The following is a 24,846-nucleotide window of genomic DNA, read 5'->3' on the forward strand; positions in this document are numbered from 1 at the left end:
GCGATGCAGGCCCGCATTATCGCCCTTTACCGCCATGATGCATAATTTTACGCATAGCTGCGTAAAGAGGCGTATTCCATGGTTTCCGCAACTTATGTCTTTCACCGACCAGCCCTCGCACAGTCGATCGTGACAGGCCTGGCTGGCGATGGCCTGATCGACTACAGCGGCGGGCTATTCCTCGCCGCACCACGGCGCACCGGCAAGAGCACCTTCCTGCGGCAGGACCTGATGCCTGCCTGCGAACAGCACGGCTGGGAAGTGGTTTACGTCGACCTCTGGGCAGACCGCCAGATGGATCCAGGCCTGCTGATCGAACGCGCCATCATGGCCAGATTGCAGACCTACGCGCCGCGCATCAAGAAGCTCTGGAGTGCTGCCGGCGTCGATTCCGTCACGCTACACAAGAGGCTGACGTGGGACCTGACAGGTTCCGCTCTGCCGGATGAAGCCACCCTGACGGAAGCCCTGCAGGCACTGCACGAAGCATCGGAACGTCTGGTCGTACTCTTCATCGATGAGGCACAGCATGCACTCAGTAGCGAGCAGGGGATGAACACCATGTTCGCACTCAAGGCCGCTCGCGATGCGCTGACCCTGGGCAGGGCGAAACCAGGCCTGCGTCTGGTGTTCACTGGGAGCAGTCGTGACAAGCTGGCCCAACTGGTGTTGAGCCGCGACCAGCCCTTCTTCGGCAATACCGTCACACCCTTCCCGCTGCTGGGGGATGATTTCGTGGAGGCATTTACCCACCACGTCAATGCAAGGCTGGCTCCTGGCAACACCTTCCAGGTCGCAGATGTCGCCAAGACCTTCGAACGTGTGGGTCGCCGTCCTGAACTGCTGTGGGACTTCATCAAGCGCGTTGCCTTGGAGCACGGGCGGGCCGACGACCTCGGAAAGCTGCTGGAGCAAGGTGCACAATCGATCCAGGCAGACTACCAGGCCCTCTTCCAGTCCGACTTCGATCAACTGCCCGAGCCACAGCGCGCCATCCTGCTCGTCCTGGCCCGAATGTCGGCGCAACAGCGCCCTTTTACACCCTTCACCAAGGATACGCTCAAGGAGATCCAGGCTCTTGCCAAGCGCAAGACCCAGCCTTCGGCATCCACCGTTCAACGTGCACTCGACTCGCTTCGCGATAAGGGCCTGGTATGGCGCTCTGGTCGGGGAGTTTACGCCCTTGAGGACAGCGGCATGGGAGACTGGCTGCTCTATGCTGATGAGGCAGGCCCAGCGAAGCCCCTTTGACGCGTTAAAGCCGTCAGCAAAGTTTGCTATCCACCACTATCGCCTCTTGGGCAGGTTGAGCTACCGGCCTGCCAATCCCGCTGGTCCAGCACGAAGGCCTCCTAGGCTCAGTCCGGAAAGTCGACGAGCGAAGGTTAGACAAGGCAAAAATCGGTGAGAAAGCGCAGTTAACGGGGTGTAAATGAGCATTTTGACCGGGATGGCGAACCAGCCGATTTTTAACGCCGTATTACCGAGCGCAGACACTTTTCAGACAAGCCCTAAGCCGTATCCAGAAACACTCTTACAGGGATGGCAGCCTTGCCCACCCAGTACCCGGGCCGCTAGAAGCAGACGATCTACAAAGACAGATCATCGCCAGAGATTGATCTACGCAAGACAACCCGAGCAGGCTGAGCGCGAAATGAAGCTCAACGCCGGCCACACACGGCCAGACCTAAACTTTTCACACACAAAAACGACAAGACCCGCCGAAGCGGGTCTTGTCATTCATCTCAGTCAGCTAACTAGAAGTTAGATAACCTTGATGTTAGAAGCCTGAAGGCCTTTCTTGCCCTGGGTCACGTCAAAAGAGACCTCTTGACCGTCCTGCAGGGACTTGAAACCTTCAGCCTTGATTTCGGAGAAGTGGGCGAACAGGTCGTCACCACCGTCGGCCGGAGAAATGAAGCCGAAACCTTTAGCGTCGTTGAACCACTTAACTGTGCCAGTTGCCATGATCGATTTCCTTAACGCAGAGCGTTGTCATTACAGTTTGCCGGGTGTCATCCCAGAAATATGGATATAACAAGGGGGATATTGCCAGGCTACCGAATGATTCGATCACTACTGAAATATACGACTTGCTAACCAACGAGAAGCATCGTCTCACGACTCGCCGCGCCTTGTCAAACCTTTTTAAAGCATGGCAACAGAACTTTCGCACGTTGCGCTGCTGGTCCTCGGGACGATCGAAAAAACATCATCAAGATCCGATAAAAAACTGAATTATTAATCACTTACACGAAATCAGCCTGCGTGATCGACATTGGCATCGTCCGGTACGGCCAGGCGATGGCGGCAATCACCCACGCTTTCGTCCTGCTCTCGGCCCAGCACTCCTGTCAATCGCGCGCCGCATGTGTACGACGGTTTCTCCTAATTCAGTCGTGCAAAACGCCAGAGTCTGGCGATTCGCCACGCTTTCCCTCTAGCAAAACGCTTCGGTTGGCCGAACACGGCTACCTCAAGTCATCTCCTCGCTGCTATTCACTACCCCAACCTATTGAATAAAAAGACCAATTGGTCTTTCTGGCACGACTTGAGCAATAGCCATGTCAATCACAGGAGGACGCCAGGATGAAGGTCTCGCTGCCCCACAAACTCACCACCGCCTTAGCACTCACTGCAACCCTGGGTGGCTGCGCCTCCATCGGTACCGATCCCGTGGCACCCCGTGAAGGCTCGCGAGTGATGACCAACCACACGCCCTACACCCGCTGCCTGAGCGCACTCAGCCAACAACCCGGTGAAAACCTGCCAGTGGTCAGCGTAGGACAGATCCTCGACCGGACCGGCCAAGTCAGCTACTCGACCATCACCGAGAGCCGCACCTTGACCCAGGGCGTGTCTGAAATGCTGATCAGCGCGCTCTACAAGACGCGCAAGGTACGCCTGGCCGAGCGCCTCGACATTCGCATTCCGCTAGCCGAGCGCCAGCTCAAGGATGCCGGAGCCATGCAACGCGCGCCCGCAGCGCTCAACGTGCAGCCCGTCAACTACGTCATTCTCGGCGCACTCACCGAGCTCAACTACAACATCCTGACCCAGGGGGCACGCCTTTATGTAGGACTGATAGGCGCAAGCAACCGAGAAGCGGTCATCAACGTAGGCCTGGATCTCCGAGTGGTGGACGCCACTACCTTTCAGACCGTCTACGTCACCAGTTTGCAAAAGCAGATTGTCGGCAACCAGGTGGAAGCGGGCGTCTATCGCTTCTTCGACAATCAGCTCGTGGAATTCGATGCCGGGACGGTGAGGAACGAACCTCTCCAGCTCGGTGTTCGATCCGTCGTGGAAATGGCTGCATACCAGATCCTGACGGAAGGGCTCGGCCTGCCGATCAACGACACCCAAGCGTGTCAGGTGGCAGACGGGCATTACCCTGCGGCTTGAAAACATCCGAAAAACCAAGGAACGCCGTCATGAAAACTCAGCAAAAAACCGCACTGTCCGCTGCTATCGCCCTCACTGGTCTGATGTCAGCCTCCTCGGCCTTGGCCTTCGACTCGGTGACCTGGGTGTGGGATGCCACGGTCAACAGCACGGTCGACACTTCGGCGCTGTCTGAAGTCAATGTCGCCCCCGAAGGCCTGAACATGACCGAAAATGACCAGACCGCCCTGGGCACCATCAGCGCCACTAGCCTGGTCACCGCCGTCGACAACACCATCATACCGCTGCTCGATGGAAACGCCTTTGAAGACCTGGCGGCGGTAGAAAGCATCGCGACCGCAGTGGGTAACAACGCCGCGATCGAGTCCGATGTGTCGACCCAAACCGACAACTCTCAGGTGTACGCGGGGCTCGACGCCTCAGTCGGCACGCCGCTGACCGGTGAACTGGTGGATGCCACGCTGCCTGGTGCCGTCACCGCGACCGCCTCGGCACTCGCCATCCTCAACGCCACAGTAGACGTTGACGCAACGGCCGTAGGCAACAACATGACCGTCGACCTGACCACCCTGTCTGACAACGACGCCTTCGCCATCACCAACAACGAACAGCTCTCTGTGGCACTGGTCACCAGCACTGCCACTGCCGACGGTGTGCTGTTCAACGGCATCAACGGTATGGGAGGAGGCGATACCGCCGCCGTATCCTCCACCGCCACCGCCGTGGGCAACAACCTGTCGGTCAAGGTGGATGGCAACTTCTGATTCCTCATCTCAACCCTGGCTCGGGCATCCGTGGCCTCCACGGATGCCCTGGGAGTTCTCTCATGACACGCACAGTTAACCGACATGTTTCCGACATTGACTGCCTCCCCCTCGACTCTGGTGCCCTTCCCTCTCGGCGATGGGCCAGCTGGATGGCCGCAGCCCTTGGCGCAGCGCTTCTATCTGCCGGTGGCCCCGCTGAGGCGAGAGATCGAGATCCGCTCGTCGGCCCCTACCCCTACGACTTCCCCGCGCGAGCCAGCATCCAGGGTTCCCTCATCCTGCAGGAGGCACGGCGTCGCAGTAACGGTAGTGGTGGTTCAGGATCTGGCGGCAGCGGCAGCATTAATGCCGGTGCCATCGTCAACAACAATTCCACGTCGATCGCCGTGGGCAACTGGCAACAGATCGAAATGACCCTGGGCGATGGGGCAGAGGGTCTGATCATGACCGAAAACCATCAGACTAATGAAGCCGAGGCCAACGCCCTGTCAAAGATCAATACCACGCTGAACCTGGATGCCGAGAGCTCAGAGGACGTGCTTTCCAACGAACAAACAGCGAAGTAGCAATAACTTGCCCTAGCAATAATGAGAAATTCAGTACTCAAAGTGGAATAACTACGAATGGAGTACCAGCCAAATCCCAGACAATGTCAAACACTGTTAAAGCAACCTTTAAAACAAGGAAAGCTGCTTCGAGTCTGGCTAGGGTGGCAATTGACTCTTGTACGAATCAGAAAGGCTGCGGCAACCGGTACACCCGTTCATACCGAAGCCATCGGTGTCATCAAACCCGATCGCCAAGCGCTGATCGGACGGCGCACTGAAAGATGGCGACGCACGCATCCAAAGAGCACCTCGAGTGACAACTCGTACAAGCTCTGAAACCGGCTTAGAGCCAGCCAAGGGTATTGCCATGACGTCTTACAATGCGCAGGAGCATCACCTTACTTCAACCACATGTCTCCCCAAGCCTGGAGTGCTGATAATCGTAGTCGAGGATGACACCGATACCGCTCACCTCTATCAGACCATCCTGGCCACGCGTTACCACCACGTGGCCGTCTGCCACAGCGGTAGTGAAGCCGTCGCCAGGCTGGTCAGCCACCAAGGCCCTGCCGTAGTGGTACTGGACTACCACCTTCCCGACATGACCGGTATCGAAGTCATGGCCACCTGTCGTGACCTTGAACACCCAGTCGCCTGCATGATGGTGTCCGCCGACCGCCTGAACGACCAGGAGGCCGGATGCGGCGAAGCGATACGTCTGACCAAGCCGCTCGGCTGTCAGACGCTGCTGCAGTGGACCGCAAAGCTCGTGCACAAGGTACAGACTGCAGTTCACGGCGAAGGCCCCGGCGACCATGCCCCCGAAAATCTGCTGATCGGTCAGAGCGCCGCCATGCAACACCTCCGCACGCTCATCCCACGCTTGGCGCAGTCGCGTTCTCCCTTGTGGCTACACGGAGAAAGCGGGACCGGAAAGGAACTCGCAGCGCGCAGTGTGCACTACTGCAGCCCAAGATCCTCCGGTCCGTTTGTGGCCGTTAACTGCGCAGCATTTCCCGAGGCACTGATCGAATCCATGCTCTTTGGTCACGTCAAAGGAGCCTTCAGTGGGGCCACGCGGGATCACAAGGGTTTCTTCGAAGCGGCCGACCAGGGCACCCTGTTTCTCGACGAAGTCGGCGATATGCCACTTCCCTTCCAGGCCAAGCTGTTGCGCGCACTTCAGACCGGCACCATCACTCCCGTGGGAAGCACGCGAGACGTTCGTGTCGATTGCCGGGTGATCACCGCCTGCCACCGAGACTTGGCGCAGTCCGTGCGAGAGGGGGCGTTTCGGGAGGATCTCTATTACCGTCTCAACGTTCTGAGTCTTGCCTTGCCACCCCTGCGCGAGCGACAAGGGGACGCCTTGATGCTGGCAGATCACCTGCTGGAGTCGCTGGCCAGAGAAGAACGTATCGCAGTCTGCCCCCTGGATGAGGAGGCCAGAAACTGGATCCAGCAGCACGACTGGCCCGGCAATGTCCGAGAACTGGAAAATCGTCTGAGGCGCGCCTTGCTGCTATGCGACGGAAAAGCGATAACGGTCAACAACCTGATGCTGAACGATGACGAGCGCCTTCCGTCCGCACTCCCGCCCTCGCAAGCGCCGTCTGGCGTCGGTATACACTTCAGCCCAGGTCGCATGACCTTGCGCCAGATAGAAGACGCGGCCATCGAAGCGACTCTGGAAGCCTGCGACGGCTGTATAGAACGCGCCGCCCGGCAACTCGGAGTGGCGGCGTCCACCTTGCACCGACGGCGCAGGCGCCAGGCCGCCTGAGGCATGTCGAGACCAGCGGCCCGGACACCAGCAAACTCACACACTGTCCTCAGACAAACCTGGGGCGGACGCCGGTCCCCGCCTCCTCGGTACCTGACATGGGACACTCGAACGCCAAGGTCCATCGCCGATGACACTGCGACAAGACCTTATGCATCGGTGCTGCTAGGCCGCTCAGGACAGATCGACACCCCTGCCACGCCATTGGCAAACCGCGTCACTACCCCCGCGCTCGATACGGGCAATTTGCTCGCGACAGTGCGACATTTTTGCCTTCGGCGCCAACTGCTCCAGGCGCGCCGCTTCCGCGGCAAGCTGCCGACACCCCAACGAGGCCGCCGCGCCCTTGAGCGAGTGCGCCTCGCGTTTGATCCGCTCACGGTCACTGCCATCGACAGCCTCGCGCAACGCTTCGACCCGACCATCGAGTCGAGAGAAAAACGCTGCGAGCAGCGACTTCAACGTCTCATGCTCCAGGCTCTGCTTGAGTTCGATCACGGTGTCAGCATCCAGGCCGCCCCTCCCGACGCAGCTGTGATCCTGCACGGGCCTGGCGCCGTCAACATCGGCAACCTGCTCGGGCGCGTAGTCAAAAGGCACGACATGCAAAGCAGCCTGACGGCGCCTGGGTGGGTAAGCGCGAAGGACATCGGCCAGCTCCAGCCGCGTGAAAGGCTTGCTCAGAATGTCGTCCATTCCCGCATCACGACATGCCTGCCGATGCTCCGGCATGACATTGGCCGTCATGGCCACAATAGGCAGGTGGCCCTCGCCCTCTTCGGCACGAAAGCGCCGAGTCGTCTCCACGCCATCCATGCAGGGCATCTGCATATCCATTAGCACCAGGTCATAGTCCTTGCACTTCATCGCAGCCAGCCCCTGCTCTCCGTCTTCGACAAGGTCGAAGGTCTGACCGAGGCGCTTGAGCAAAGCGGCCACCAGATCCCGGTTGACAGGGTTGTCTTCCACCACCAGCAGATGTCGTGAGGCCAGTGCTTCAGACGGATCGTCGAGCAGACGCTCGCTGACACCCTCGGCGGCGCTCAGTGGAAGACAAAAGCGAAAGACGCTGCCCAGGCCCGGCATGCTGTTCAATTCAAGGTTTCCCCCCATGGCTTCTATCAGCCGGTAGCAAATCGCCAGGCCAAGACCGGTCCCCTCGTGACGGCGCGACAGAGATGTATCCACTTGCGTGAATGGCTCGAAAAGCGCGGCCTGGGCCTGTTTGTCGATTCCGACTCCAGTATCACGCACCTCGAAGATGATCGACGCAGGCTTTCGCGATTGGACAGCGAGCGTAATGCTGCCCGCCTGGGTGAACTTGAAGGCGTTGTCCATCAGGTTCATCAGCACTTGTCGTAGGCGGGTCGCATCACCGATCACCACCGCAGGCAAGTCATCACCTAACTGCACGATAAACGACACGTCTCTGGTCTGACGTGATCGATATCCTTCGGCAAGCCTCGCGACCATCCGCGTCAAGGGAAATGGAGAATGGTCAAGATCAAGACGTCCGGCCTCGATCTTCGAGTAGTCCAGTACGTCATTGATGACCGCGCGCAGCGAGGCGGTGCTTTCCCTCAGGGTCGCAAAGTGCTGCTCACGCTTTTCCTGGCAGCGCTCATCCTCGAGCACATCGAGCATGCCCACCACACCATTGAGCGGGGTGCGGACCTCGTGACTCATGATCGCCATGAATTCCGACTTGGCCTGACTCGCCGCTTCTGCCTGCTGCACAGCACGCTGAAGTTCCTGAGACTGCTGCTGCAGACGCTCACCGTGGCGAGCACGAGAGCGCGCCTCGCGCCACAGCGCCATGACAAGATAAGTTCCTGCCAGCATGATCAATATCATCAGCGCGAACAGCAGGACGTACACCCGCAGCATGCCCTGCCGGGTCTGTTCACGAACGCTAGCGAGCGCCTTGTTATGGTCGAGCAGCAACCGTTCCGCATCGTCACGCATGGCGCTGATCAGCTGTGACAATTGCCGGCGCTGAGCAGGCAGCGGTGCCAGCGCTTCCTGATAGAGTGGCTGCAGCAGTACATCAATATCTTCAAGGCGGGCATCGAGGTGCCACAATGCTTCGAGGAGCTCAGGTTGTGAAGCCAGATATTCTCGATATTGTCCTTGCTGCAGCAGCTTTATCCGGCCGTAGAGAATGTCGAAACGCTCCATCAGCCGGGTCCAGGAAGAAAGCTCGCCACGAGTACCTGATACGCCGTGCGTCAACTGGCTGTCCACCTGCTCCAGCGCCACTTCGACTTCACGTGATTGACGATCCAGTTGATAGATCGCCCAGGTGACGTTCTCCAGCCCTTCATGTCGCAGTCGATCGTGACGCTGGAAAGCGGTCACACCGATGACAAGACAGGCCGCGAACAGCAAAAGTGCCGCTGCCGCGGATAACTTGAGACCGCGCGCCTCCTTCATCGACTAGTTGTCGTATACATCAATGGCGGCTACCTGCCAGACGGAGCGGGTGAGATAGGTCTCGGTAAGTAGATCGGGATTGTCATCGAACGGGTAGACGATAAAGAGAGGCCCTTGTTCGCGAATGCTCATCGGCTCACCATTCTTGTGGGTCGCCAGCACGACCCCATGTTCAGCAAAGTCAGAGGCCGGCACATCGGCGGCGTAATCGTTCAGCGCGGTGACGCGCAGATCACTCCCTTGTGCTCCCACCTCCGCCAGCAAGGCGACGCCCAGCGGTCCACTGAAAGACACCTTCCCCTCATGCCAGGGAGTCTGTGTCACGATCTCGCCCTGCTCGAGGCTCGCCAACATGGCCATGTCGAAATGTGCCTCGTCACCGACATTGGTCTGGGTGATGTCACCGCTCACCACCAGTACCGTCTTGCCGGCAGGCGACTCCAGCGCCATTGCCTGATTCGCAACAAGCCCAACCGCCAGGACCAGCAGGACAGGAGTCTTGCACCACAAGGTCTTCATCGACGCATCTCCAAACGTTTGAGCACTTACCTATTCGGTATATGCTAATTTTGGATGTAGGTTTGTGAAACTTTGTCAAACCTGCTCCTGCGAGGCACCAAGACAGGAAACTTCGGTATGCGCATCGCTATCCTCGAAGACGACCCCGACCAGCAGGCTTTGATCGCCGCGGCGCTAGGCGACGGCACAGCCACGCTGACCCCCTTCACCACGGCCCACGACCTGTTTCGGGCAATGCAGAACACAAGTTTCGAGCTACTGGTGCTCGACTGGCGTTTACCGGAGGTCGATGGGTTCGAAGTGCTTGAGACCTTGCGCAATGCATATCAGTGGCCGGGCGCGGTGCTGTTCATTACTGCCGACGACGCCGAAGACAACGTCGTCCGAGCCCTCGGGGCAGGGGCCGATGACTTTCTGCACAAGCCGCTGCGGGTCCCCGAGCTCAGGGCTCGGATCGAAGCCCTGAGTCGCCGGCTAGGTCACGTAGACAGCGTTGGAACGACGCTGTTCGAATGCGGCCCCCTCCAGCTCGACCTGACGGCAGGGATCATCCGCCTACATGGCGATATCGTCGAGCTCACCGATCGGGAATATCGGCTGGCTGCCCTGTTTCTCCAGAATCCCGGTCAGCTCTTCACGCGCGCCTATCTGCTTGAGCGAATCTGGAGCGTCAGTGGTGACCTCAATACCCGTACCGTCGACACCCACATCAGCGGCCTTCGGCGCAAGCTGAAGCTGGATGGGCAACAGAACCACCGACTCAAGAGCGTCTATCAACAAGGTTATCGTCTTGAACTGAGCCAGCACTAAACCTCTGCCACGCGACGCCCCCTCCTCCGAGCCCCGCCAAGGCAACAACACGACGCGACACCCTCCTGTGGGCCGCCTGTAGCGTTTGTAGCGCGGCATGCGTCAACCCGGTAGTTAAACCGACATCAAGGGGATGGTCAGCGCCACGCGAAACATCAGCGCAGCCGACCGGTAAAGCTGTGAACGTCAACATCACTCGCTGGTCTTGGCTTCCACACCAGGGATGGGCTGGGTTGACCTGGGAAACTCTCCTTTCAACACATCAACACCCGACTGGGGATTGGCCAGCGGCACCAGATCTTGCCTGGCCTGACGCCGCTCCTCTGTGTCGATCCCCATACGTTGGTCTCGATCTTCGACCAGGCCCGGCTGCGGCTCTCCGGTACGATTAAAGGACCAAGCCAGCTCGGGCTTACCCAGCGGCAACGCCTGGTCTTGTTCATCGCTGTGTGAACTGCTCCATGTGTGCCACGTCTTGCCATAGCTGTTCATCTTGGATTGCATCAGCTCATGATCAGCGGTTTCAGGCAGGTTGGGCGCGACCAATTGGCCAGACAGAATCTCCCCGTTATGGGGATGCCAATATTGCTTCTCTTCTTCAGGCAGGGTCTCAAAAACGCTTTCGGATATGATGTATTCCACCCCGGTGAGGTGGGCATCCGCAGTATTTCCATCGTAAAGCGCACACTGCATGAAGTCTTCATTGATCTGCTGGCAGAAATGATGCGCTTCGAATTGATGGCTTGGCTCATCCTTCATGGGATGGAAACCGACAAGATAGATATTGAGCTGATCCGTCGGTGCGTCGGTCTGCAATGCACTGGCTCCTGCTTCCAGCACATTGGTCTTGGTGCTTTCTGGCTGTCCGGGCACGTCGGCTGCAGGGCCCGTCTCGGCCATACCGGTACAGCCGTTCAGAGCGACGACACACAGAGCCGCTGACGCACCGCGATAAAACACTGGAGTTCCAGGCACACGCTTATCTTTCATGACCATTCCCTTGGCACGATGAATATCACGCTCCCCCATCGCACAATCTGACAGATGCGCCTGGGAGACGTCTTTGCAATAGCAACTTGACTATACAAGCCGACCCTTATTTACATCAACACGCCGAATGCCAACTCTATAAGACGTCAGCCTTGCTCTTGGCGGCTCCCCAAGTCGTTGCTTATCAGTTGCTTAGCGGTTTATTGGGATGGAAACAAGGACGGAGACGGAGACAACATGCGGAAGCCACGGACGCTTGTCAGCCGTTGATTATTGCCACTCGTGCAATAACAAATTGCAGACAGGCGCCTTTTTTGTATCTGCGCCAATGCACTAAGCTCGCGAACCAGCCTCTTGGACTCGCCACAGCACAGGCGGCCGGCCCAAGTGCATGTCAGTGCTCATCCTCTGACAACTCATCGTGAAGGAGGTCTCGATCATGTCAGCGCCCATCCTTACCCGCTTGGCGTTCGTCAATTATCAGCTCGATCGCCCGGAAGGTCTGCAGATCAAGGTGGACCCGGACGGCGAGACCGGTCGGCGCATTGAGCCGAAGCATGATCGCCAAAGCGTCAGCTTGCAGGATCTGCGCGCCACTCCGCCAAGCTTCGCGTCCCATGGCCTGCTGTTTCTCGATACGCCCGAGCTTGCCGTGGATGTACGCGACGCCAAGGCGCGCGACCGCCTGCACACGCCAGCCATCGAGGCGTTGCTCAAGCAGCAGCTCGGTGTCAGTGAGGTGCATGTGTTCGACCACACCTTGCGTGGCTTCGAAGGTGAACGCGTGCCGGCGCAGCATGTGCATGTCGACTACTCGCCACGCTCTGGCCCGCAGCGCGTGCGCGATCTGCTGCCGCCCGAGCAGGCCGAGCAGTGGCTGAGCGGCCACTACGGCATTGTCAATGTCTGGCAGCCCGTCGAGCAGGCCGTCGCGCGTGACCCGCTGGCGTTCGCCGATACCCAAAGCGTGCACCACGAGGACTGGGTCAACATCGACATCCTCTATCCGGATCGCTGCGGCCAGATCCAGGGCCTCGTCCACAACCCGGATCACCGCTGGTACTTCGTCTCACACATGCGCCCCGACGAAGCCATCGTCTTCAATGCCTTCGACAGCGCCGGCAAGCCACCGGTCGCGCATACCGCGGCCGAGCTGCTCGACACGCCCGAAGATGCGCCGACACGCACCAGCCTGGAGACGCGGGTATTGGTCCGCTATCCCGACTGAGGTGCATCGGCCGTTGGTGGCGGCTGAGTTCCACGGTCAACATGGCGGATACCGGGCCCATCCAGGTAGCTGACTATTTCTCCTCGGTACCGACACTCACCGCCAGTTGACGGTCATCCAGGCCTTCCTCCCGGCAGGCATCGCTGTCCCCACGTTTTCGTCTCACATTCTTCGTCATTCAGGAGCTTTGCCATGAGCTTGTCATTCCATGTCGTCAGCCACGAACGCGGCTTCTCCCCCATGCCCCTGCCCATCTGGACGGACAACGGCGACGTGTCTGACCTCTTCGAAGCCGACGCGACGCCAGAGGTTGTCCGTCAGGAGGTCGAGGGTGTCCCCGGCGCCTTCCAGCTGCTCAATGTGCTGACACCTGCCGAGGCCGACAACTTCGTTGCCGTTGTGGAGGACATGGGCTTCGAGGAAGATGCGCCCGTCTCCCTGCCGCGCTCGGTACGCCACAATCACAACGTCAACTGGGTCGTCAGTGAAGCGGTCGATCAAGTCATCTGGCAGCGCTCGGCGCCGCGGGTCACCGAGCAGATCCAGGGCGAGGGAGCCAAAGGCATCAATGCGCGCTTTCGTGTCTATCGCTACGAGGCCGGCGACTTCTTCAAGCCGCACACCGATGGCGCCTGGCCGGGCAGTCGCGTCATCAATGGCGAGGTCGTCCAGGACGCCTATCCGGGCCTGATGAGCCAGTACACCTTTCTTATCTTCTTAAGCGATGGCTACACTGGCGGACGCACCGAGTTTCTGGTCAGCCGCCGTGATCCCGACAAGCCGGCTCAGTCGCGGGACGATATCCAGACGGTCTCGGTCTCCACGCCCAAGGGTGGCGTACTGTGCTTCCCGCACGGCTCGCATCCGCAGCACTGCGTGCACGCCAGCGAGCCGATCCGCGACGGCGCCAAGTACATCATCCGTAGCGATATCCTCTACTGAAGGCTGCCAGATGAGCACCATCTGATAAACACCGCCTGATGAGTATCGTCCAAGCAGTCGCGACGTGCGCACAGGGCCCGATCTCCCTTTAGATCGGGCCCTTCGTGTATCTGGACGACGGACAGCGCGCACGGCTGGCTAGTGACAGGACAGCCGCTCGCGGCGGGCCAGCAAGAAGTCGATCCAGGCGCGCACGCGCGGGTTATGCTGATTCTCGCGCGCGTAGACGACATGGATACCGGTGTCGAAATCCGATGAGGTGACCTGATAGTCCTCCAGCACCGGCATCAGGCGGCCGCTTGCCAGCTCTTCTCGTATGGCCCAGAGCGGCTGTACCACGACGCCGGCGGCGCCCAGCGCCGCCTGGGTGAGAATGTCGGCATTGTTGGTGCGCAACGCACGGGCCCGCACCGAGATACGATGCTCACGATCCCCTTGCACCAATCGCCAGTGATGATTGGCGGTGGTATAGCTGAAGGTCAGCAGACGGTGCTGCTCCAGGTCTTCCGGCCGATGGATCGGGGGCTGGGCCGCGAGGTAAGACGGCGCGGCGGCCAGCACGAAGCGCTGGTCACTGATGTGCCGCGCGATCAGGCTCGAATCTTCCAGGTGACCGATGCGCAGGGCCACGTCGAAGTGGTCCTCGATCAGATCCACACGCTGGTCGCTGCTGACGATATCCAGCGCCACCTCGGGATAGCGCTGCATGAACTCGCTCACCAGCGGCGCCAGATAGAGGCGTGAATAGCGCCACGGCACCGAGATACGCAGCGGCCCCGCGACGCGCTCACTCAGCGTCTCGAGCTCACCCTCCAGTTGTTCCACCTCGGCCAGAATGGCGCGAAAGCGGATCAGCGCTCGCTCTCCAGCGGGTGACAACCGCACATGGCGAGTGGTGCGCACCAACAGCGGCTCGCCCAGCTGGCGCTCCAGATGATTGACATGACGTGTCGCCGTGGAACTGGCGATATCCAGCTCACGCGCCGCCACATTGAAGCTCTGATGCTCCGCCACCTTGAGAAAGGTGCGCAGGCGTTGGGTCAGTTCGTTCATGGTGCTCCTGCGAATCCTCGGCGTCCTTGTCGCATGCCCCACAGGTCAGCCGGCCGGCCAATCACCTGACCAGTAGACTCGGCAATCGGTGGGCGACGTCGCCTGGCGATGACGGTTGGCGATGGTCGGGCACGAGCATATCATCGTCGCAACGCTGGATGGCCGAAAGGGAGAACGAATGACATGGACATCATGAGCAGCATGAAAGGACTCGCCGGCGGCGTCCTGATCGGCCTCTCGGCAGTGATGCTGATGGCCTTTCTGGGACGTATCGCGGGTATCAGTGGCATCACGCGGGGAGCGCTTCTGGAATCAGGCCCGGACCACCGCTGGCGTATTGCCTTCGTGCTCGGGTTGATCAGCGGCCCGCTGCTCCTTGTGCTGTTCAATCTTGACTGGGGCAATGTGGCCGAGCGCTCAGATGCGCTGATCGGCGATCCCACCAGCGGGGGTGTGAGCATGATGTTCGCAGGCCTGCTGGTAGGCGTGGGAACCGGCATCGGGGGCGGCTGTACCAGTGGCCACGGCGTCTGCGGTATCGCTCGTCTTTCACTCCGCTCGCTGGTGGCCACTGTGGTGTTCGTGGCCGTCGCCATGCTGACGGTCTTCGTGAGCCAACACCTGCTGGGAGAGTCACCATGAAAGCGATCATCGGCTTCATCACCGGCCTGGTCTTCAGCCTCGGGCTGACACTCAGCGGCATGACCGATCCCGCGCGTGTCGTCGGCTTTCTCGACGTGGCCGGTGACTGGGACCCCACACTGATCTTTGTACTTGGCGGTGCCGTCATCACCACCTTCATCGGTTATCGCCTCGTCTGGCGGCGTGGCGCTCCCCTGCTGGGCGAGCGCTTCCAACTGCCCAGGCGTCGCGATATCGATGCCCGCCTGCTGCTCGGCGCGGCCCTGTTCGGTGTTGGCTGGGGCCTGAGCGGTTACTGCCCCGGGCCTGCCATCGTCTCCAGCAGCGCCATGAGTCTGCCATTGGCGGGTTTTCTGCTGACGATGCTACTGGGCTGGTGGCTGGCCACACGCCTGACTCGCGGTCACTGAACCGAATGCCACGCTTCGCCCAGCAAACGCCGGCCATCCGGCCGGCGTCACAACGGCGTCACAACGGCGTCACACGGGATATTGTGCGGTAGCTGGTTTATTTATCACTCTTAAATCGGAACAAAAGACCGCTTTTAGCAGATAATTTAAACCGAAAGCTGAGTCTCTGGCCCTGCTTGAGGCCAAAATCAGTCGTAGGAAGCTTGAGGGACGAGGCCAGGCTGAGAAGGCCGCTGCAGAGGACGAAGCGGCCACGCATCACGTCAATCCTGATAGTGCGTGTACTTTTTCGCACTACCCTTCACTTTCTCGGCCGGATATTTCACCGCATTCTTCTCCATCTTCGTCCGGCACGCCGCTTCGATATCCACGTCCAGCTTGCCTGCCAGCCGGATCAGGTAGAGCTGAACATCGGCGATTTCATCGCGTACGGCGGCCAGTTGCTGCTCATCCAGCACCCTGGACTGCGCCTCGGTCAGCCACTGAAAGCACTCCTGCAGCTCAGCTGCCTCCACCGTCAGCGCCATGGCCAGGTTCTTGGGTGAGTGGAACTGATCCCAGTCGCGCTCGGTGGCGAACTGGTCCATGGCGTCGCGGAGCTGCTTGAACGGGTCTGACATCTGGGGGTCACCTAGTTCAGCGGTATCGGATAGCGCTGAGCATGCCTGCTCTGTCACTCGCTATCCAGCCAGCATCGACAAAGGCGACCACTCAGCCGTCCACTCGCTCACAGCGTAGAGAGGAATTTTCCGATGCCAGTCAGGTCCCCGACCTTCTCGCTCTGATACAGCTTGATCGTGACACTGCCGCCGTGGTCCGGGCCCTCAATGGCGCGATGCTGCACCACAACGATCTTGCCTTGCCGTGTGTCACCAGGATTGGCGCGGACCAGGCGCCGTTGGGGATGCGCCCTCACCGCACAAACGATGGTCTATCTACCATTGAGCAAAAACAGCGTGATATCCAGAGCCTGACGTGTGTCTCGAATAGTCGGTGCGATTCAGTACCGGTGGTGTACCTGTTCAGGGAAGATGCGAGTGGATGCATGGCATACTTCCCGTGCTATCCCGTGGTCACCGTGTAACACATGAGGATGTGTGTCATGAGCGATGCTACCTTCACCTTTCGGGTCGATGAAGGCCTGAAAGCAGAATTTGCCAGTGCTGCCAAGGCTCACGATCGTGCCGGGGCACAGCTTCTACGCGACTTCATGCGCAACTATGTAGCCCAGCAGCAGGAAGCGCAGGACTATGATGCCTGGCTGGTTGCCAAGGTCGAGCAATCACGGGCCTCGGCAGAAGCTGGCAATCTCATACCTGCCGCCGATGTGGAAGCCAGGTTTGCTGCCCGCCGTGCGTCTACCCGTGCACGTCTGGAGAAGACTAAATGATGGGTTCTTCGTCACTTCATGTGGATTTGACCTGATCCCGCATACGCTCCACAGGCTGCCGATCTGGTAGATCATGGTGATGAAATAGGCCCCGTTCCGGTATCCACGTGTACCTGACCTGGCAGCCTGAAACAGTCCGTTCATACCTTCCAGCCGGGCGTTGGTCGGCCTCGAGTCCCACGCCTCATCACTTGTTCAGCATGGCGCTTGAGTGTCGACAACGCCTTCGCCATCGGTTAGAGCAGTGGCAGATCACTGCCGGCCGCCGCCATTGCCGGAGAGGTGCTGGGCCACCGAGATCAATAGCAGGCGCATGCCTTCGTTAATGTAGGCGCGAGAGAAGAACTTCTCGGCATCCTAATACTCCTCGGCGACCGTGCCGGTTGCCACCTGGGTGATATCCGCAGCGCATTCCGACTACTTGAGGGTGCCTCCCAGCACGTCCTTATGTGGCATGACGACATCTAGCCAGGCTTTCAGTGACATTATGACGACCCCACGTCTGCTTGTGCGATGAATTCAAGCTCACTCTCTGGCTGCCCAGTGACTGGGTCAGTGAAGCGTTGCCGCTGAATACGTACTGAGGGGAAGCGCGTCTTCAGCGTCTTCCATTCAATGAATTTTTCCCAGCTGCTGAGAAACTGCAATTCTGGCTCCAACTCCTGGAGCGCCACCTCCAGGCCCAGTCGGGTGATGAAGTAGCGCCCTGTGCGATTACCCTTCATCTGGCCACCAGCATGCAAGTCGGCGTGCTGTATCGGCTCAAGACGATAGACGTAGTAGGGCTGGTCAGGCCGGTTCGGCGCCCAAGTGGTACCCGTCTGCTTGAGCTCCTTGCCCAGCAGTACCTCAATACCCACGACGTTGGCCCAGCCGATGATCTTTCTCTCTTGCTGGTCATAGAGCGCCACCGCCTTTACCTCATGCAGCGGATAGCGTGGTGAGTCCGGACGCTGGGTGTAGAAAATCTGGCAGTTACGATGGTAGTGCAGCCTGGCTTCCCGATCCCTGGCGGGAATCATGCCCACCATTACCAGGTCCCGACTGGACTGCCGGCGCTGCTGGTAGGTACGGTCGTCGTAGTGGTAAAGCGACTCGGTAATCACCTCGCCAGGTTGCTCAAAGAGGCTATCCAGATACTGCCGGAACAGTAGGTTCTCGCGCGCTCTACCCGGCTGTAGCGGTACCGCTCCGATATTGACCTTCTCGATGCTCTGGTAGAAGGGGTGGGCCACAAAATCCTGCTCATTTTCCGGATAGGGGAACAGGATTACCCCGCCGATACTCTTGTTGGCCATCTTGACGGATTTCTGCTGCTCCCCCTTGTCCTCCCACAAAATGGCATCACGATAACGATGCAGCTGAGCGATGGTATCCAGCGGCGGACCATAGGGCGTGTCCTTGGGGCCGGTGGGGTACCCCTTCGAGCCACGATCGAAGCGGTACTTGGCATCCATCATCACCTTGAACGACTTTTTGTCACGGCTGCTGCCGAACCCGCTCCGAGAGAATTCGATGAACTGATCCGGCTTTTGGTCGAAGGTGTAGGTGTAGTCCTTCCGCGGGAAGGTGCGGTTGAAGTAGATGGCAATGTCATCGCCGGTACCGCGCTGCACGAAGTTGACCGCAGATTTCGTGCCCTTGCGGAGGTTCACTTTAAAGCGGTGGTGCTCTAGCTTGACGATGTCATTGCTGGCCAATTCGTACTTGGGATTTTCCCGCAGTAGCTTCACTGTCTTCAGGAAGCACCAGTACTCGTAGATGGTGGCGATGTCCTTATAGTCCATCTTGAACAGCGGGTGCTCGGCCATGGTAAGGCCCTTACGCAGCAGCAGGAAGCGGTGATAGAAGTCCTTGTACCCCGGCGCCATGGTCAGGGTGGTCGAGAAGAACATCTGGTGATTGAAGGCCCCTACTTCGGCCAGCACCGGACCTCTCAGGCGGCGCCGCAGGTGGGATTTGCTGCGCTCCAGCGCCTCCACTTCCACTTGGACCCGTTGACTGTCCAAGCCCCGACCGCCGCTCAGATGGCGGATGGCACGCTGAATCTGACGCAGGATTTCGGTGATTGCCCAGGCGACGAAACGGTTCTCCTGGGTGTCGTAACTGATACGCTTATGCTGCTCGCTCAGGTGTGAAAGTTGAACCCCAGGAACCACCTGCAGCCCACCGCCGCGGCAGTAGCGGTCGGGGCGCTGGGTGGCGGCCTTGATCGCCCGAGGTGTCGCCCGCTTCACCCGGTGAATGGGCTTTACCCGTGACTCCTTGCGCAGATCCGACTTGGGCGAGCGCAACAGCGTGTCCAGGCTCTGCTCTAAGCTGTGATAGAGCGCCTTGAACAGATTCAGCCACTCCGAGGTGAGCTGGTGGTAGGTAGAGCGTGGACGGGTCGATGCAAAGGTCCTGGTGAACGCATCGAAAGCTAGCGAGTAGAGGATCTCGGTGATCTCATCGAGCATCGCCGGGAAGTCGTCCTTGTAATCCAGCTTCTGGGGAAACACCTCGCTATCCAGGGCGAACAGCACCTTGCCACCGGCGTCACGCACCTCGAAGCGCGTCAGCCCGACGCTATTCTCGAGGTTTATGGTGCCCATCAGGCGGACCTGGCCATGTAGCGACCTCGACCTGACCCGCTTCTGATGCACGCCATTGACGTAGAGCGACAGAGGAGGCTCGCAGCGGCAGCCCGGGCCTGGCTCGAACAGCCACTCCAGCTGCTGCCATTCGAAGAACAGCGGCGAGTTTAGCGAGCCTTCCAACTCCGACTCAGATTCGTTGAACGCCAGGCCGTGTGCCTTGAAACGAGAACGCTGCTCGCGGTGACGCTGAGCCTCAATCGCCGGCGTCAGGGCCACCTCGCTTACGGCGAGTTGGCAGATGGTGCCATCGGGGTGGTCGAAACAGAGCGCCGTCATACCCACCTACAGCCAGAACGAGGTGAAGCCGTCGTCGTGGAAGCGCTGCAGCATGAACAGCAACTTCTTGACGCTTCTGGGGTAACGGGTCTGTTCTGGGCTTACCTCCTTCTCGACAACGCTGTATTCCGCTTCATCATCGAGCGGTTTGTTGGCCAGCAGGCCCAGCAGGCGTATCAGCACCTTGAGCACGCTCAGCGAACTGCCTTGAATGCGCGGCAGCACCTTCTGCATCAGCTGGAAATCCAAGGCAGCGTCGGCACCGAAGCCATCTAGCCGTTCTAGGCCCTCTTCGCGGTGCAATGTCAGGTAAAAGGCGACCTCGTCGCGCACGCGGTAGCCAAAGTGGAGCCCGGCAGGCTCCAAGATGGCGTTAACCTTCATAAGAAACGCCATGGGCGTCTCGAGCGCCTGCTTTTGGCCGGCGGTCAGGTCAATAGAGTTAAGGAACGGACTTCTCAGCGCATCGGCATGGATGTCGGAGACCGGCCCCACATTCAGAGGCGGGCTCACCCACGCCAAGTCGATATCGTTCATCTCGATGGCATTGGCCCGGTCCAGCACCTTGCGGCTGAAGGCGTGTGTGGTCTCGTCCATGTTTACCGTGCCCACCACCATCAAGTTCTGGGGTAGGTAGATCGGGCGCCCACCGTTCACGTCGGCACGGCTGATCAGCGGCTCGGTGACGATGACGTCATCGTTGTCACCCCCGCGGGTCTCGATAAAGCTCAGGAACTCCGAAAAATAGTGCTCAACCCTGGCCAGGTTCATCTCATCCAGGATAACGAAGTAGAGCTCATCGGGGTGCTCGATGGCTCGGGCCATTACATCCAGCAGCGGCTTGGTCTCGAACTTGCCCTGGATGTTAGCGTAGCCGATCAAATCCGAGCTATCGGCCCAGTCCGGACGCACGGCGATTAACACGCAGTGGTCGGAATCTCCATAGCCGATGGCCTTGGCGAACTGGCGCACCAACTGGGTCTTGCCAGTACCCGAGATCCCCGCCAGCATCGCAAGCGGCTTTGTACGCAAACAAAGATAGAAGTTGGCCACCTCCGCCAGCGAATAGTAAAAGCCCTGGCTGGCCATATAGGCCTTCACCCGGGGTAGCCACTCCCTGGCCGGTGTCTGGGTGACCGCGACTGGCAGACGGCGCTCCTCGGCTGCTTCAGAAGCGTCGTCTTCGTCGGAGGCTTCCTCTTCGTCCTCGATTAGGTGGTCGAGGGCCGGCAGCCAGCGCTGTATTTCGTCGGGTAGCGCCAGAGTGTACCCATCGAGCAGGATCGCCAGCGCCTCCCAGGTAAATTCGAACAGGTAGCCCTGATTTCCTGTGCCATCGCGATTGTAGGGTCCACGTACGTTGGCTAGGGCTTTCTGCAGCTGCGCTTTCTTCTGACGGATGGTGCCTAGGACAACTGGCTGCTCAAGCTGGACTAGCACCTCTAGCTCGACGCGGTGCCCATTTCCTCGCCACTCATTGTCAAACGCATCCGGCTGCGGGGCCACCATGGGCATGGAGGCCGCCCGGGTGATGGCTTGGACCCCACCTCCCGCATGATGAACGATGATGTCACCCAGCCGAACATCGCCGACGGCCTTCCAGTGACTAAACGACCGCCCGTTTTTCCCCTCCAATGGGGCCCAGATGTATGACAGGGCTTTCTGATACGAGAACGTCTTCCCCTGCATGACATACCAAATCTTGGGCTCACGCTGCTGTTCGGGTTCGTCATCATCCACCAGGTGGCTGAGCAACGCCTGGTAGCAGGTCTGCAGCTGTAGGACGATCTCTTCCTCTCGCGCGAACACCTCAAGCAGCAAATTAACTCGCTCCAAGTTGTTCCTGGCAGCATTGGCGCCGACTTGTTGTCCCGATATGTAGGAGTGTTCACCGCTACCAAAGGTCTTCCACTGCCAGCCCGACGGCGGGTGCTGGAGCGATCTGATCTCGATGCAGACGAACTCTGGATATTCGCCGCTGACTTCGAACGTCTCGCCTTGATGAGTAAAGCGGCTGACATTACTCTGCTCGTCAAACTCCGCGCGGATCATGGTGTCCTGAACGTAGCCAAACAGCACTCGGGCAGCGCTATTGTTGACCACAAACACCGGGGCGCCGCGATCAAGCTTGGCAAACTTATCGCGGTTCCAGTAGAACCGATTCTGGTTGGCTGAGAACAAGCGCTTAAAGTTCTCCTGCACAAGAGGTGGCTTCTTCACCTCGTAGACCATCACGGTCAAACTAGTATCACCGATCTCGCCGCAATTGCTGACCACCGAAAATTCGCGTTCCTTGAGTGCCTCGACAAAGGGCTCGTAGGACGCTTGCTCGAGCACCTCAGGGTCGACTTTGTGCTGTTTGGCTTGTACCAGAGCCTCCGCCAACAGCTGCTTAGGATCGAAACGGCGCCCCAGGTAGAGGCACGAGAAGCACTCACCAGGCGGTATGCGCTGGCCGTTCGCATCGATGGTGCGAATCAGATCGTTGCGCGTAAGCTGCTGTATCGCCTGCTCAATACTCATTGCGTCCCTCAGTACTCAGTCGCCATAGTGTCCACCTCATCTAGCCAATTCAGCAACCGTCCAGGGCACCTCAGCACCCGAGGAAAATCGGTCAACGATCTTTTGGTGCGAATCAACTGCCTCAAGCCGCCGTTTCAGCTTAAGCCGCAAATTACCCGGATCGACAGCGCGTGGGAATAGTTTTGACGGGTTGCGGGGCTGTCCCAGATCCAGGACCACCCCCAGCCGTAAGCGACTCACTGCCAGCCGCGCTCCCTGGTCAGGACCTCCAGACGCTCGAAGAGCAAGCGCTTCCCGGTTGGGGTCTCCGGCCGCACTCTGCACGGCATATCCGAAGAGATCATTGTCGAGAAGTGTGCTGAGCTCATCTGCGATATAGGCCGGAAGATCGCTGCCGGTGGCTCTCACCTCATCAAGTAGCTCGGGGGCGGCCATCAACAAGATTGAGGATGTCCTCGATGTCGTGGCTCGATAAAGGATCGTCCTCACCCCGCCCCTTGTAGGCTTCAAGCTTGGTGGCAACGAAAAGCGGTGGTGCGACCACGCGGATGGAAAGATCCCCACCTAACGAGACGGGCTGTGCCGTTTCCAGTGCCTGGGGGTGCCAGTGATTGCTGAAACCGAGCACGTCGTCATGGTCCGGCATCAGATCGACGCGCAACTCCCCCAGCTTCATGGCGCAGATTGGCATATCCTCATCTAGAGAGGAGGGCTCATTGCCCCCCTTTGCCTTCAGCAATGCTGGGGACTATCTAGATGGAGACTGCGGGGGCAGTGGACGATCGCCCATTGCTTGACGCCCGTTCATTCAAGGAAGTAGTACTGGAACGATCTTCGTCGAGAGTCAAGCATCGAGAAGCCCCTGCGTACAAGAGCAATGTAAAACCCAGACAGGACAACCAACAGGAAGGAAGGAAGGAAGGAAGGAAGGAAGGAAGAGACGATGGTGGGCCCAGTAGGACTTGAACCTACGACCAAGGGATTATGAGTCCCCTGCTCTAACCAACTGAGCTATAGGCCCTTATCAGCGCGGGCGTATGATAGCGAAAGCTGCGGCCGTAGGCTAGCGGGTTTCGGGTGGACGCTTGCCACTGATCAGTATGGCGGCTTTCGAGGCGCTTTGGCTGTGCCCTTCCTCGCATCACAGCCCTTGTCGCATCATCGTTCCGGCGCCTCGAAGTCCGGTTTTGGCGGCTGGGTGTACCGCAGGCGTACCCGCCATCGTCCAGTTCCGCACGCACTTTTCCCCGCGCCATTTCTTCCCGCACCCACTCTCACGCGCAATTAATCGCTATCGTTACTTGTCACTCTCTATCCCTCTTTACTCCACTCCAGAGCTATCCAGTCCCCAACTCCGCGTTTTGCTCTGCCTCGGTTCGATGTGGCGTTGTGCCATGCCTGAACCGCTTCGTGCCTACTGCACCAGTCCGAGGATGGTGTAGGGGGCTTCGCAGCAGCGGCGTTCGTCGCGTTCGCTGACGCTGTGCAGGTCGTAGTTGCGGTCGTTGTCGTAAGCGACGAACAGGCGTTCGCGGTCCAGCACGGCGAGGCCTTCGGCCTTGTGTTCGAACTCGAGCACCTTGTCGTTCTCGTCGCGTACCAGGGTGGGTGCCCTGCCCTGGCGGAAGTCGTGCAGCGACATCACCCACAGATAGCCGCCGATGACCTCGTCGTCACCCTCTTCGGTCTCAAAGCTGGTCAGCAGGTACAGCTGGCCGTGGTAGGGATCGTACTCGAGGCTCGACAGGCCACAGATGTGCTCCACGCCGTCGTACTCGCCGGGGTCGAAGCTGAAGACATCGTGCAGGGCGTCGACGAACTCCAGGTTGTCGTCGTCGTTGATGATGTAGTGGGCACCAATGACCCGGCGCACGTAGTCGAAGTCATCGTGGGCCTTGCCCTGCTCGCGGATGCCGAACAGCAAAAGGCCATCACCACGCTCCCCGGGGATCGCGGCCAGACCCTCGATCTTGTAGTAGGGCTCGCCTACGGCTGCGTCCATCTTGCGACGAAATTCGAGCGAGCCTTCCACACCGTCGCGGGGGTCGGGGTCCACCACCTGGACCCGGTCAGGCTCGTGAAGTGGCCAGATCAGCAGGTGGTTGTAGGCGTTGAGTTCGTGGGTCTCGTCGTCGATGCGATCGAAACCGGTGGTGGCGATCATGTGGCGCCCATCGGTGGTCAGGGCGAAGTCTTCATACTTCACCGCTTCCTTGATGGTCTGCTGGGTCAGGTAGTCGATGCGGCTGTCGTCGGGACCATCGGCGGTCAACGGCAGGCTGAAGGCGGCAGAACGCTCGTGGCCGGGAATCGGCTTGTCGCTGGCCATCAACAGTCGCTCGCCGTCGTAGGCCACCGCAGAAATCTCGGCGTTGACCAGCTCGCCCTGGTCGTCACGCAGGCCGGGAGGAAAGCAGTGGATCGTGCCCTGCTTGAGGATCTTTACTCGTGCCATCAGGCCTCCTGATCGTCGCGTGGTAGATGCATC

At 59.4% G+C, this 24,846-nt stretch carries 21 protein-coding genes, 1 tRNA gene and 1 pseudogene; 11 read left to right on the plus strand and 12 right to left on the minus strand.

All coding sequences use genetic code 11. From position 1 onward, the window contains the following. The first annotated feature begins 78 nt into the window (after positions 1-78). Positions 79-1,251 carry an ATP-binding protein gene (locus NFH98_RS14835; protein ID WP_349622913.1) on the plus strand — a complete coding sequence of 391 codons (1,173 nt, stop codon included), beginning with the start codon at positions 79-81 and terminating at the stop codon, positions 1,249-1,251. A gap of 513 nt (positions 1,252-1,764) precedes the next feature. On the opposite strand, the gene NFH98_RS14840 is transcribed toward NFH98_RS14835, so the two are convergent. Next, positions 1,765-1,968, minus strand: a complete 204-nt coding sequence (locus tag NFH98_RS14840; RefSeq protein ID WP_045993826.1) for a cold-shock protein — start codon at positions 1,966-1,968, stop codon at positions 1,765-1,767. Positions 1,969-2,589: 621 nt separating this feature from the next. Between NFH98_RS14840 and NFH98_RS14845 the strand changes: the two genes are divergently transcribed. The 4 genes from NFH98_RS14845 (at position 2,590) to NFH98_RS14860 (ending at position 6,503) form a co-directional block, all read left to right on the plus strand. After that, positions 2,590-3,405, plus strand: coding sequence for a CsgG/HfaB family protein (locus NFH98_RS14845; RefSeq protein WP_045993825.1), 816 nt, complete (start codon positions 2,590-2,592; stop codon positions 3,403-3,405). 29 nt (positions 3,406-3,434) lie between these two features. Further along, a complete protein-coding gene (locus NFH98_RS14850; protein WP_045993824.1) occupies positions 3,435-4,169 on the plus strand; it encodes a hypothetical protein in 735 nt (244 codons plus the stop codon). 152 nt (positions 4,170-4,321) lie between these two features. Next, on the plus strand, positions 4,322-4,738 hold the full coding sequence (locus NFH98_RS14855) for a hypothetical protein (RefSeq protein WP_348826902.1): 417 nt from the start codon (positions 4,322-4,324) through the stop codon (positions 4,736-4,738). A gap of 349 nt (positions 4,739-5,087) precedes the next feature. Then, positions 5,088-6,503 carry a sigma-54-dependent transcriptional regulator gene (locus NFH98_RS14860; RefSeq protein WP_083970521.1) on the plus strand — a complete coding sequence of 472 codons (1,416 nt, stop codon included), beginning with the start codon at positions 5,088-5,090 and terminating at the stop codon, positions 6,501-6,503. A 174-nt stretch (positions 6,504-6,677) separates the two neighbouring features. Here NFH98_RS14860 and NFH98_RS14865 read toward each other — a convergent pair whose 3' ends face one another. Together NFH98_RS14865 and NFH98_RS14870 are read right to left on the minus strand one after the other, a co-directional pair. After that, positions 6,678-8,936: an ATP-binding protein gene (locus tag NFH98_RS14865; protein WP_349622914.1), complete on the minus strand. Its 2,259-nt coding sequence runs from the start codon at positions 8,934-8,936 to the stop codon at positions 6,678-6,680. Between the two features lie 3 nt (positions 8,937-8,939). Continuing rightward, positions 8,940-9,455, minus strand: a complete 516-nt coding sequence (locus NFH98_RS14870) for a putative pterin-binding protein (RefSeq protein ID WP_348814661.1) — start codon at positions 9,453-9,455, stop codon at positions 8,940-8,942. A gap of 117 nt (positions 9,456-9,572) precedes the next feature. On the opposite strand from NFH98_RS14870, the gene NFH98_RS14875 reads away from it, so the two are divergent. Further along, positions 9,573-10,265 carry a response regulator transcription factor gene (locus tag NFH98_RS14875; RefSeq protein WP_045993820.1) on the plus strand — a complete coding sequence of 231 codons (693 nt, stop codon included), beginning with the start codon at positions 9,573-9,575 and terminating at the stop codon, positions 10,263-10,265. 192 nt (positions 10,266-10,457) lie between these two features. Here NFH98_RS14875 and NFH98_RS14880 read toward each other — a convergent pair whose 3' ends face one another. Continuing rightward, a complete protein-coding gene (locus tag NFH98_RS14880; protein ID WP_348826905.1) occupies positions 10,458-11,255 on the minus strand; it encodes an OBAP family protein in 798 nt (265 codons plus the stop codon). 439 nt (positions 11,256-11,694) lie between these two features. On the opposite strand from NFH98_RS14880, the gene NFH98_RS14885 reads away from it, so the two are divergent. After that, positions 11,695-12,483 carry a CmcJ/NvfI family oxidoreductase gene (locus NFH98_RS14885; RefSeq protein WP_348826906.1) on the plus strand — a complete coding sequence of 263 codons (789 nt, stop codon included), beginning with the start codon at positions 11,695-11,697 and terminating at the stop codon, positions 12,481-12,483. Positions 12,484-12,675: 192 nt separating this feature from the next. Then, the gene (locus tag NFH98_RS14890; protein ID WP_348826907.1) at positions 12,676-13,425 is read left to right on the plus strand and encodes a 2OG-Fe(II) oxygenase family protein; all 750 of its coding nucleotides are present in this window, start codon (positions 12,676-12,678) and stop codon (positions 13,423-13,425) included. Between the two features lie 138 nt (positions 13,426-13,563). On the opposite strand, the gene NFH98_RS14895 is transcribed toward NFH98_RS14890, so the two are convergent. Beyond that, positions 13,564-14,478, minus strand: coding sequence for a LysR family transcriptional regulator (locus tag NFH98_RS14895; RefSeq protein WP_045993818.1), 915 nt, complete (start codon positions 14,476-14,478; stop codon positions 13,564-13,566). Positions 14,479-14,661: 183 nt separating this feature from the next. On the opposite strand from NFH98_RS14895, the gene NFH98_RS14900 reads away from it, so the two are divergent. Then, positions 14,662-15,120, plus strand: coding sequence for a YeeE/YedE family protein (locus NFH98_RS14900; protein WP_348826909.1), 459 nt, complete (start codon positions 14,662-14,664; stop codon positions 15,118-15,120). Beyond that, a complete protein-coding gene (locus NFH98_RS14905) occupies positions 15,117-15,530 on the plus strand; it encodes a DUF6691 family protein (protein WP_348826910.1) in 414 nt (137 codons plus the stop codon). The genes NFH98_RS14900 and NFH98_RS14905 overlap by 4 nt, the downstream gene beginning before the upstream one ends. Positions 15,531-15,793: 263 nt before the next feature. On the opposite strand, the gene NFH98_RS14910 is transcribed toward NFH98_RS14905, so the two are convergent. Next, a complete protein-coding gene (locus tag NFH98_RS14910; RefSeq protein ID WP_348826911.1) occupies positions 15,794-16,150 on the minus strand; it encodes a nucleotide pyrophosphohydrolase in 357 nt (118 codons plus the stop codon). 482 nt (positions 16,151-16,632) lie between these two features. Here NFH98_RS14910 and NFH98_RS14915 point away from each other — a divergent pair, with 482 nt between their 5' ends. Continuing rightward, positions 16,633-16,920 carry a CopG family ribbon-helix-helix protein gene (locus tag NFH98_RS14915; protein ID WP_348826912.1) on the plus strand — a complete coding sequence of 96 codons (288 nt, stop codon included), beginning with the start codon at positions 16,633-16,635 and terminating at the stop codon, positions 16,918-16,920. 54 nt (positions 16,921-16,974) lie between these two features. Here the strand turns inward: NFH98_RS14915 and NFH98_RS14920 are convergent. The 6 genes and pseudogenes from NFH98_RS14920 to NFH98_RS14945 form a co-directional block, all read right to left on the minus strand. Continuing rightward, positions 16,975-17,156 (minus strand): annotated as a pseudogene (locus NFH98_RS14920) (transposase); the annotation flags it as partial. 249 nt (positions 17,157-17,405) lie between these two features. Then, complete coding sequence (locus NFH98_RS14925; protein ID WP_348814669.1) at positions 17,406-19,835, minus strand: DUF2357 domain-containing protein; 2,430 nt, start codon at positions 19,833-19,835, stop codon at positions 17,406-17,408. 6 nt (positions 19,836-19,841) lie between these two features. Next, positions 19,842-22,358, minus strand: coding sequence for an McrB family protein (locus NFH98_RS14930; protein WP_348826913.1), 2,517 nt, complete (start codon positions 22,356-22,358; stop codon positions 19,842-19,844). Between the two features lie 412 nt (positions 22,359-22,770). Continuing rightward, positions 22,771-23,049, minus strand: a complete 279-nt coding sequence (locus NFH98_RS14935) for a hypothetical protein (RefSeq protein WP_348826914.1) — start codon at positions 23,047-23,049, stop codon at positions 22,771-22,773. A gap of 253 nt (positions 23,050-23,302) precedes the next feature. Continuing rightward, positions 23,303-23,379: transfer RNA gene (locus NFH98_RS14940), tRNA-Ile, on the minus strand. A gap of 393 nt (positions 23,380-23,772) precedes the next feature. Then, on the minus strand, positions 23,773-24,813 hold the full coding sequence (locus NFH98_RS14945; protein WP_348826942.1) for a hypothetical protein: 1,041 nt from the start codon (positions 24,811-24,813) through the stop codon (positions 23,773-23,775). Positions 24,814-24,846 lie beyond the last annotated feature (33 nt).

The sequence above is a fragment of the Halomonas sp. H33-56 genome (genome assembly GCF_040147035.1).
Classification (GTDB): Bacteria; Pseudomonadota; Gammaproteobacteria; order Pseudomonadales; family Halomonadaceae; genus Halomonas; species Halomonas litopenaei.

What these genes read in the sequence shown, in the direction of transcription:
- NFH98_RS14885 (WP_348826906.1), top strand. Translation starts at nt 11,695, where the DNA reads ATGTCAGCGCCCATCCTTACCCGCTTGGCGTTCGTCAATTATCAGCTC.
- NFH98_RS14930 (WP_348826913.1), bottom strand. Translation starts at nt 22,358, where the DNA reads ATGAGTATTGAGCAGGCGATACAGCAGCTTACGCGCAACGATCTGATT.
- NFH98_RS14900 (WP_348826909.1), top strand. Translation starts at nt 14,662, where the DNA reads ATGGACATCATGAGCAGCATGAAAGGACTCGCCGGCGGCGTCCTGATC.
- NFH98_RS14845 (WP_045993825.1), top strand. Translation starts at nt 2,590, where the DNA reads ATGAAGGTCTCGCTGCCCCACAAACTCACCACCGCCTTAGCACTCACT.
- NFH98_RS14880 (WP_348826905.1), bottom strand. Translation starts at nt 11,255, where the DNA reads ATGAAAGATAAGCGTGTGCCTGGAACTCCAGTGTTTTATCGCGGTGCG.
- NFH98_RS14865 (WP_349622914.1), bottom strand. Translation starts at nt 8,936, where the DNA reads ATGAAGGAGGCGCGCGGTCTCAAGTTATCCGCGGCAGCGGCACTTTTG.
- NFH98_RS14925 (WP_348814669.1), bottom strand. Translation starts at nt 19,835, where the DNA reads ATGACGGCGCTCTGTTTCGACCACCCCGATGGCACCATCTGCCAACTC.
- NFH98_RS14910 (WP_348826911.1), bottom strand. Translation starts at nt 16,150, where the DNA reads ATGTCAGACCCGTTCAAGCAGCTCCGCGACGCCATGGACCAGTTCGCC.
- NFH98_RS14890 (WP_348826907.1), top strand. Translation starts at nt 12,676, where the DNA reads ATGAGCTTGTCATTCCATGTCGTCAGCCACGAACGCGGCTTCTCCCCC.
- NFH98_RS14855 (WP_348826902.1), top strand. Translation starts at nt 4,322, where the DNA reads ATGGCCGCAGCCCTTGGCGCAGCGCTTCTATCTGCCGGTGGCCCCGCT.
- NFH98_RS14875 (WP_045993820.1), top strand. Translation starts at nt 9,573, where the DNA reads ATGCGCATCGCTATCCTCGAAGACGACCCCGACCAGCAGGCTTTGATC.
- NFH98_RS14895 (WP_045993818.1), bottom strand. Translation starts at nt 14,478, where the DNA reads ATGAACGAACTGACCCAACGCCTGCGCACCTTTCTCAAGGTGGCGGAG.
- NFH98_RS14945 (WP_348826942.1), bottom strand. Translation starts at nt 24,813, where the DNA reads ATGGCACGAGTAAAGATCCTCAAGCAGGGCACGATCCACTGCTTTCCT.
- NFH98_RS14935 (WP_348826914.1), bottom strand. Translation starts at nt 23,049, where the DNA reads ATGCCAATCTGCGCCATGAAGCTGGGGGAGTTGCGCGTCGATCTGATG.
- NFH98_RS14915 (WP_348826912.1), top strand. Translation starts at nt 16,633, where the DNA reads ATGAGCGATGCTACCTTCACCTTTCGGGTCGATGAAGGCCTGAAAGCA.
- NFH98_RS14835 (WP_349622913.1), top strand. Translation starts at nt 79, where the DNA reads ATGGTTTCCGCAACTTATGTCTTTCACCGACCAGCCCTCGCACAGTCG.
- NFH98_RS14860 (WP_083970521.1), top strand. Translation starts at nt 5,088, where the DNA reads ATGACGTCTTACAATGCGCAGGAGCATCACCTTACTTCAACCACATGT.
- NFH98_RS14840 (WP_045993826.1), bottom strand. Translation starts at nt 1,968, where the DNA reads ATGGCAACTGGCACAGTTAAGTGGTTCAACGACGCTAAAGGTTTCGGC.
- NFH98_RS14870 (WP_348814661.1), bottom strand. Translation starts at nt 9,455, where the DNA reads ATGAAGACCTTGTGGTGCAAGACTCCTGTCCTGCTGGTCCTGGCGGTT.
- NFH98_RS14850 (WP_045993824.1), top strand. Translation starts at nt 3,435, where the DNA reads ATGAAAACTCAGCAAAAAACCGCACTGTCCGCTGCTATCGCCCTCACT.
- NFH98_RS14905 (WP_348826910.1), top strand. Translation starts at nt 15,117, where the DNA reads ATGAAAGCGATCATCGGCTTCATCACCGGCCTGGTCTTCAGCCTCGGG.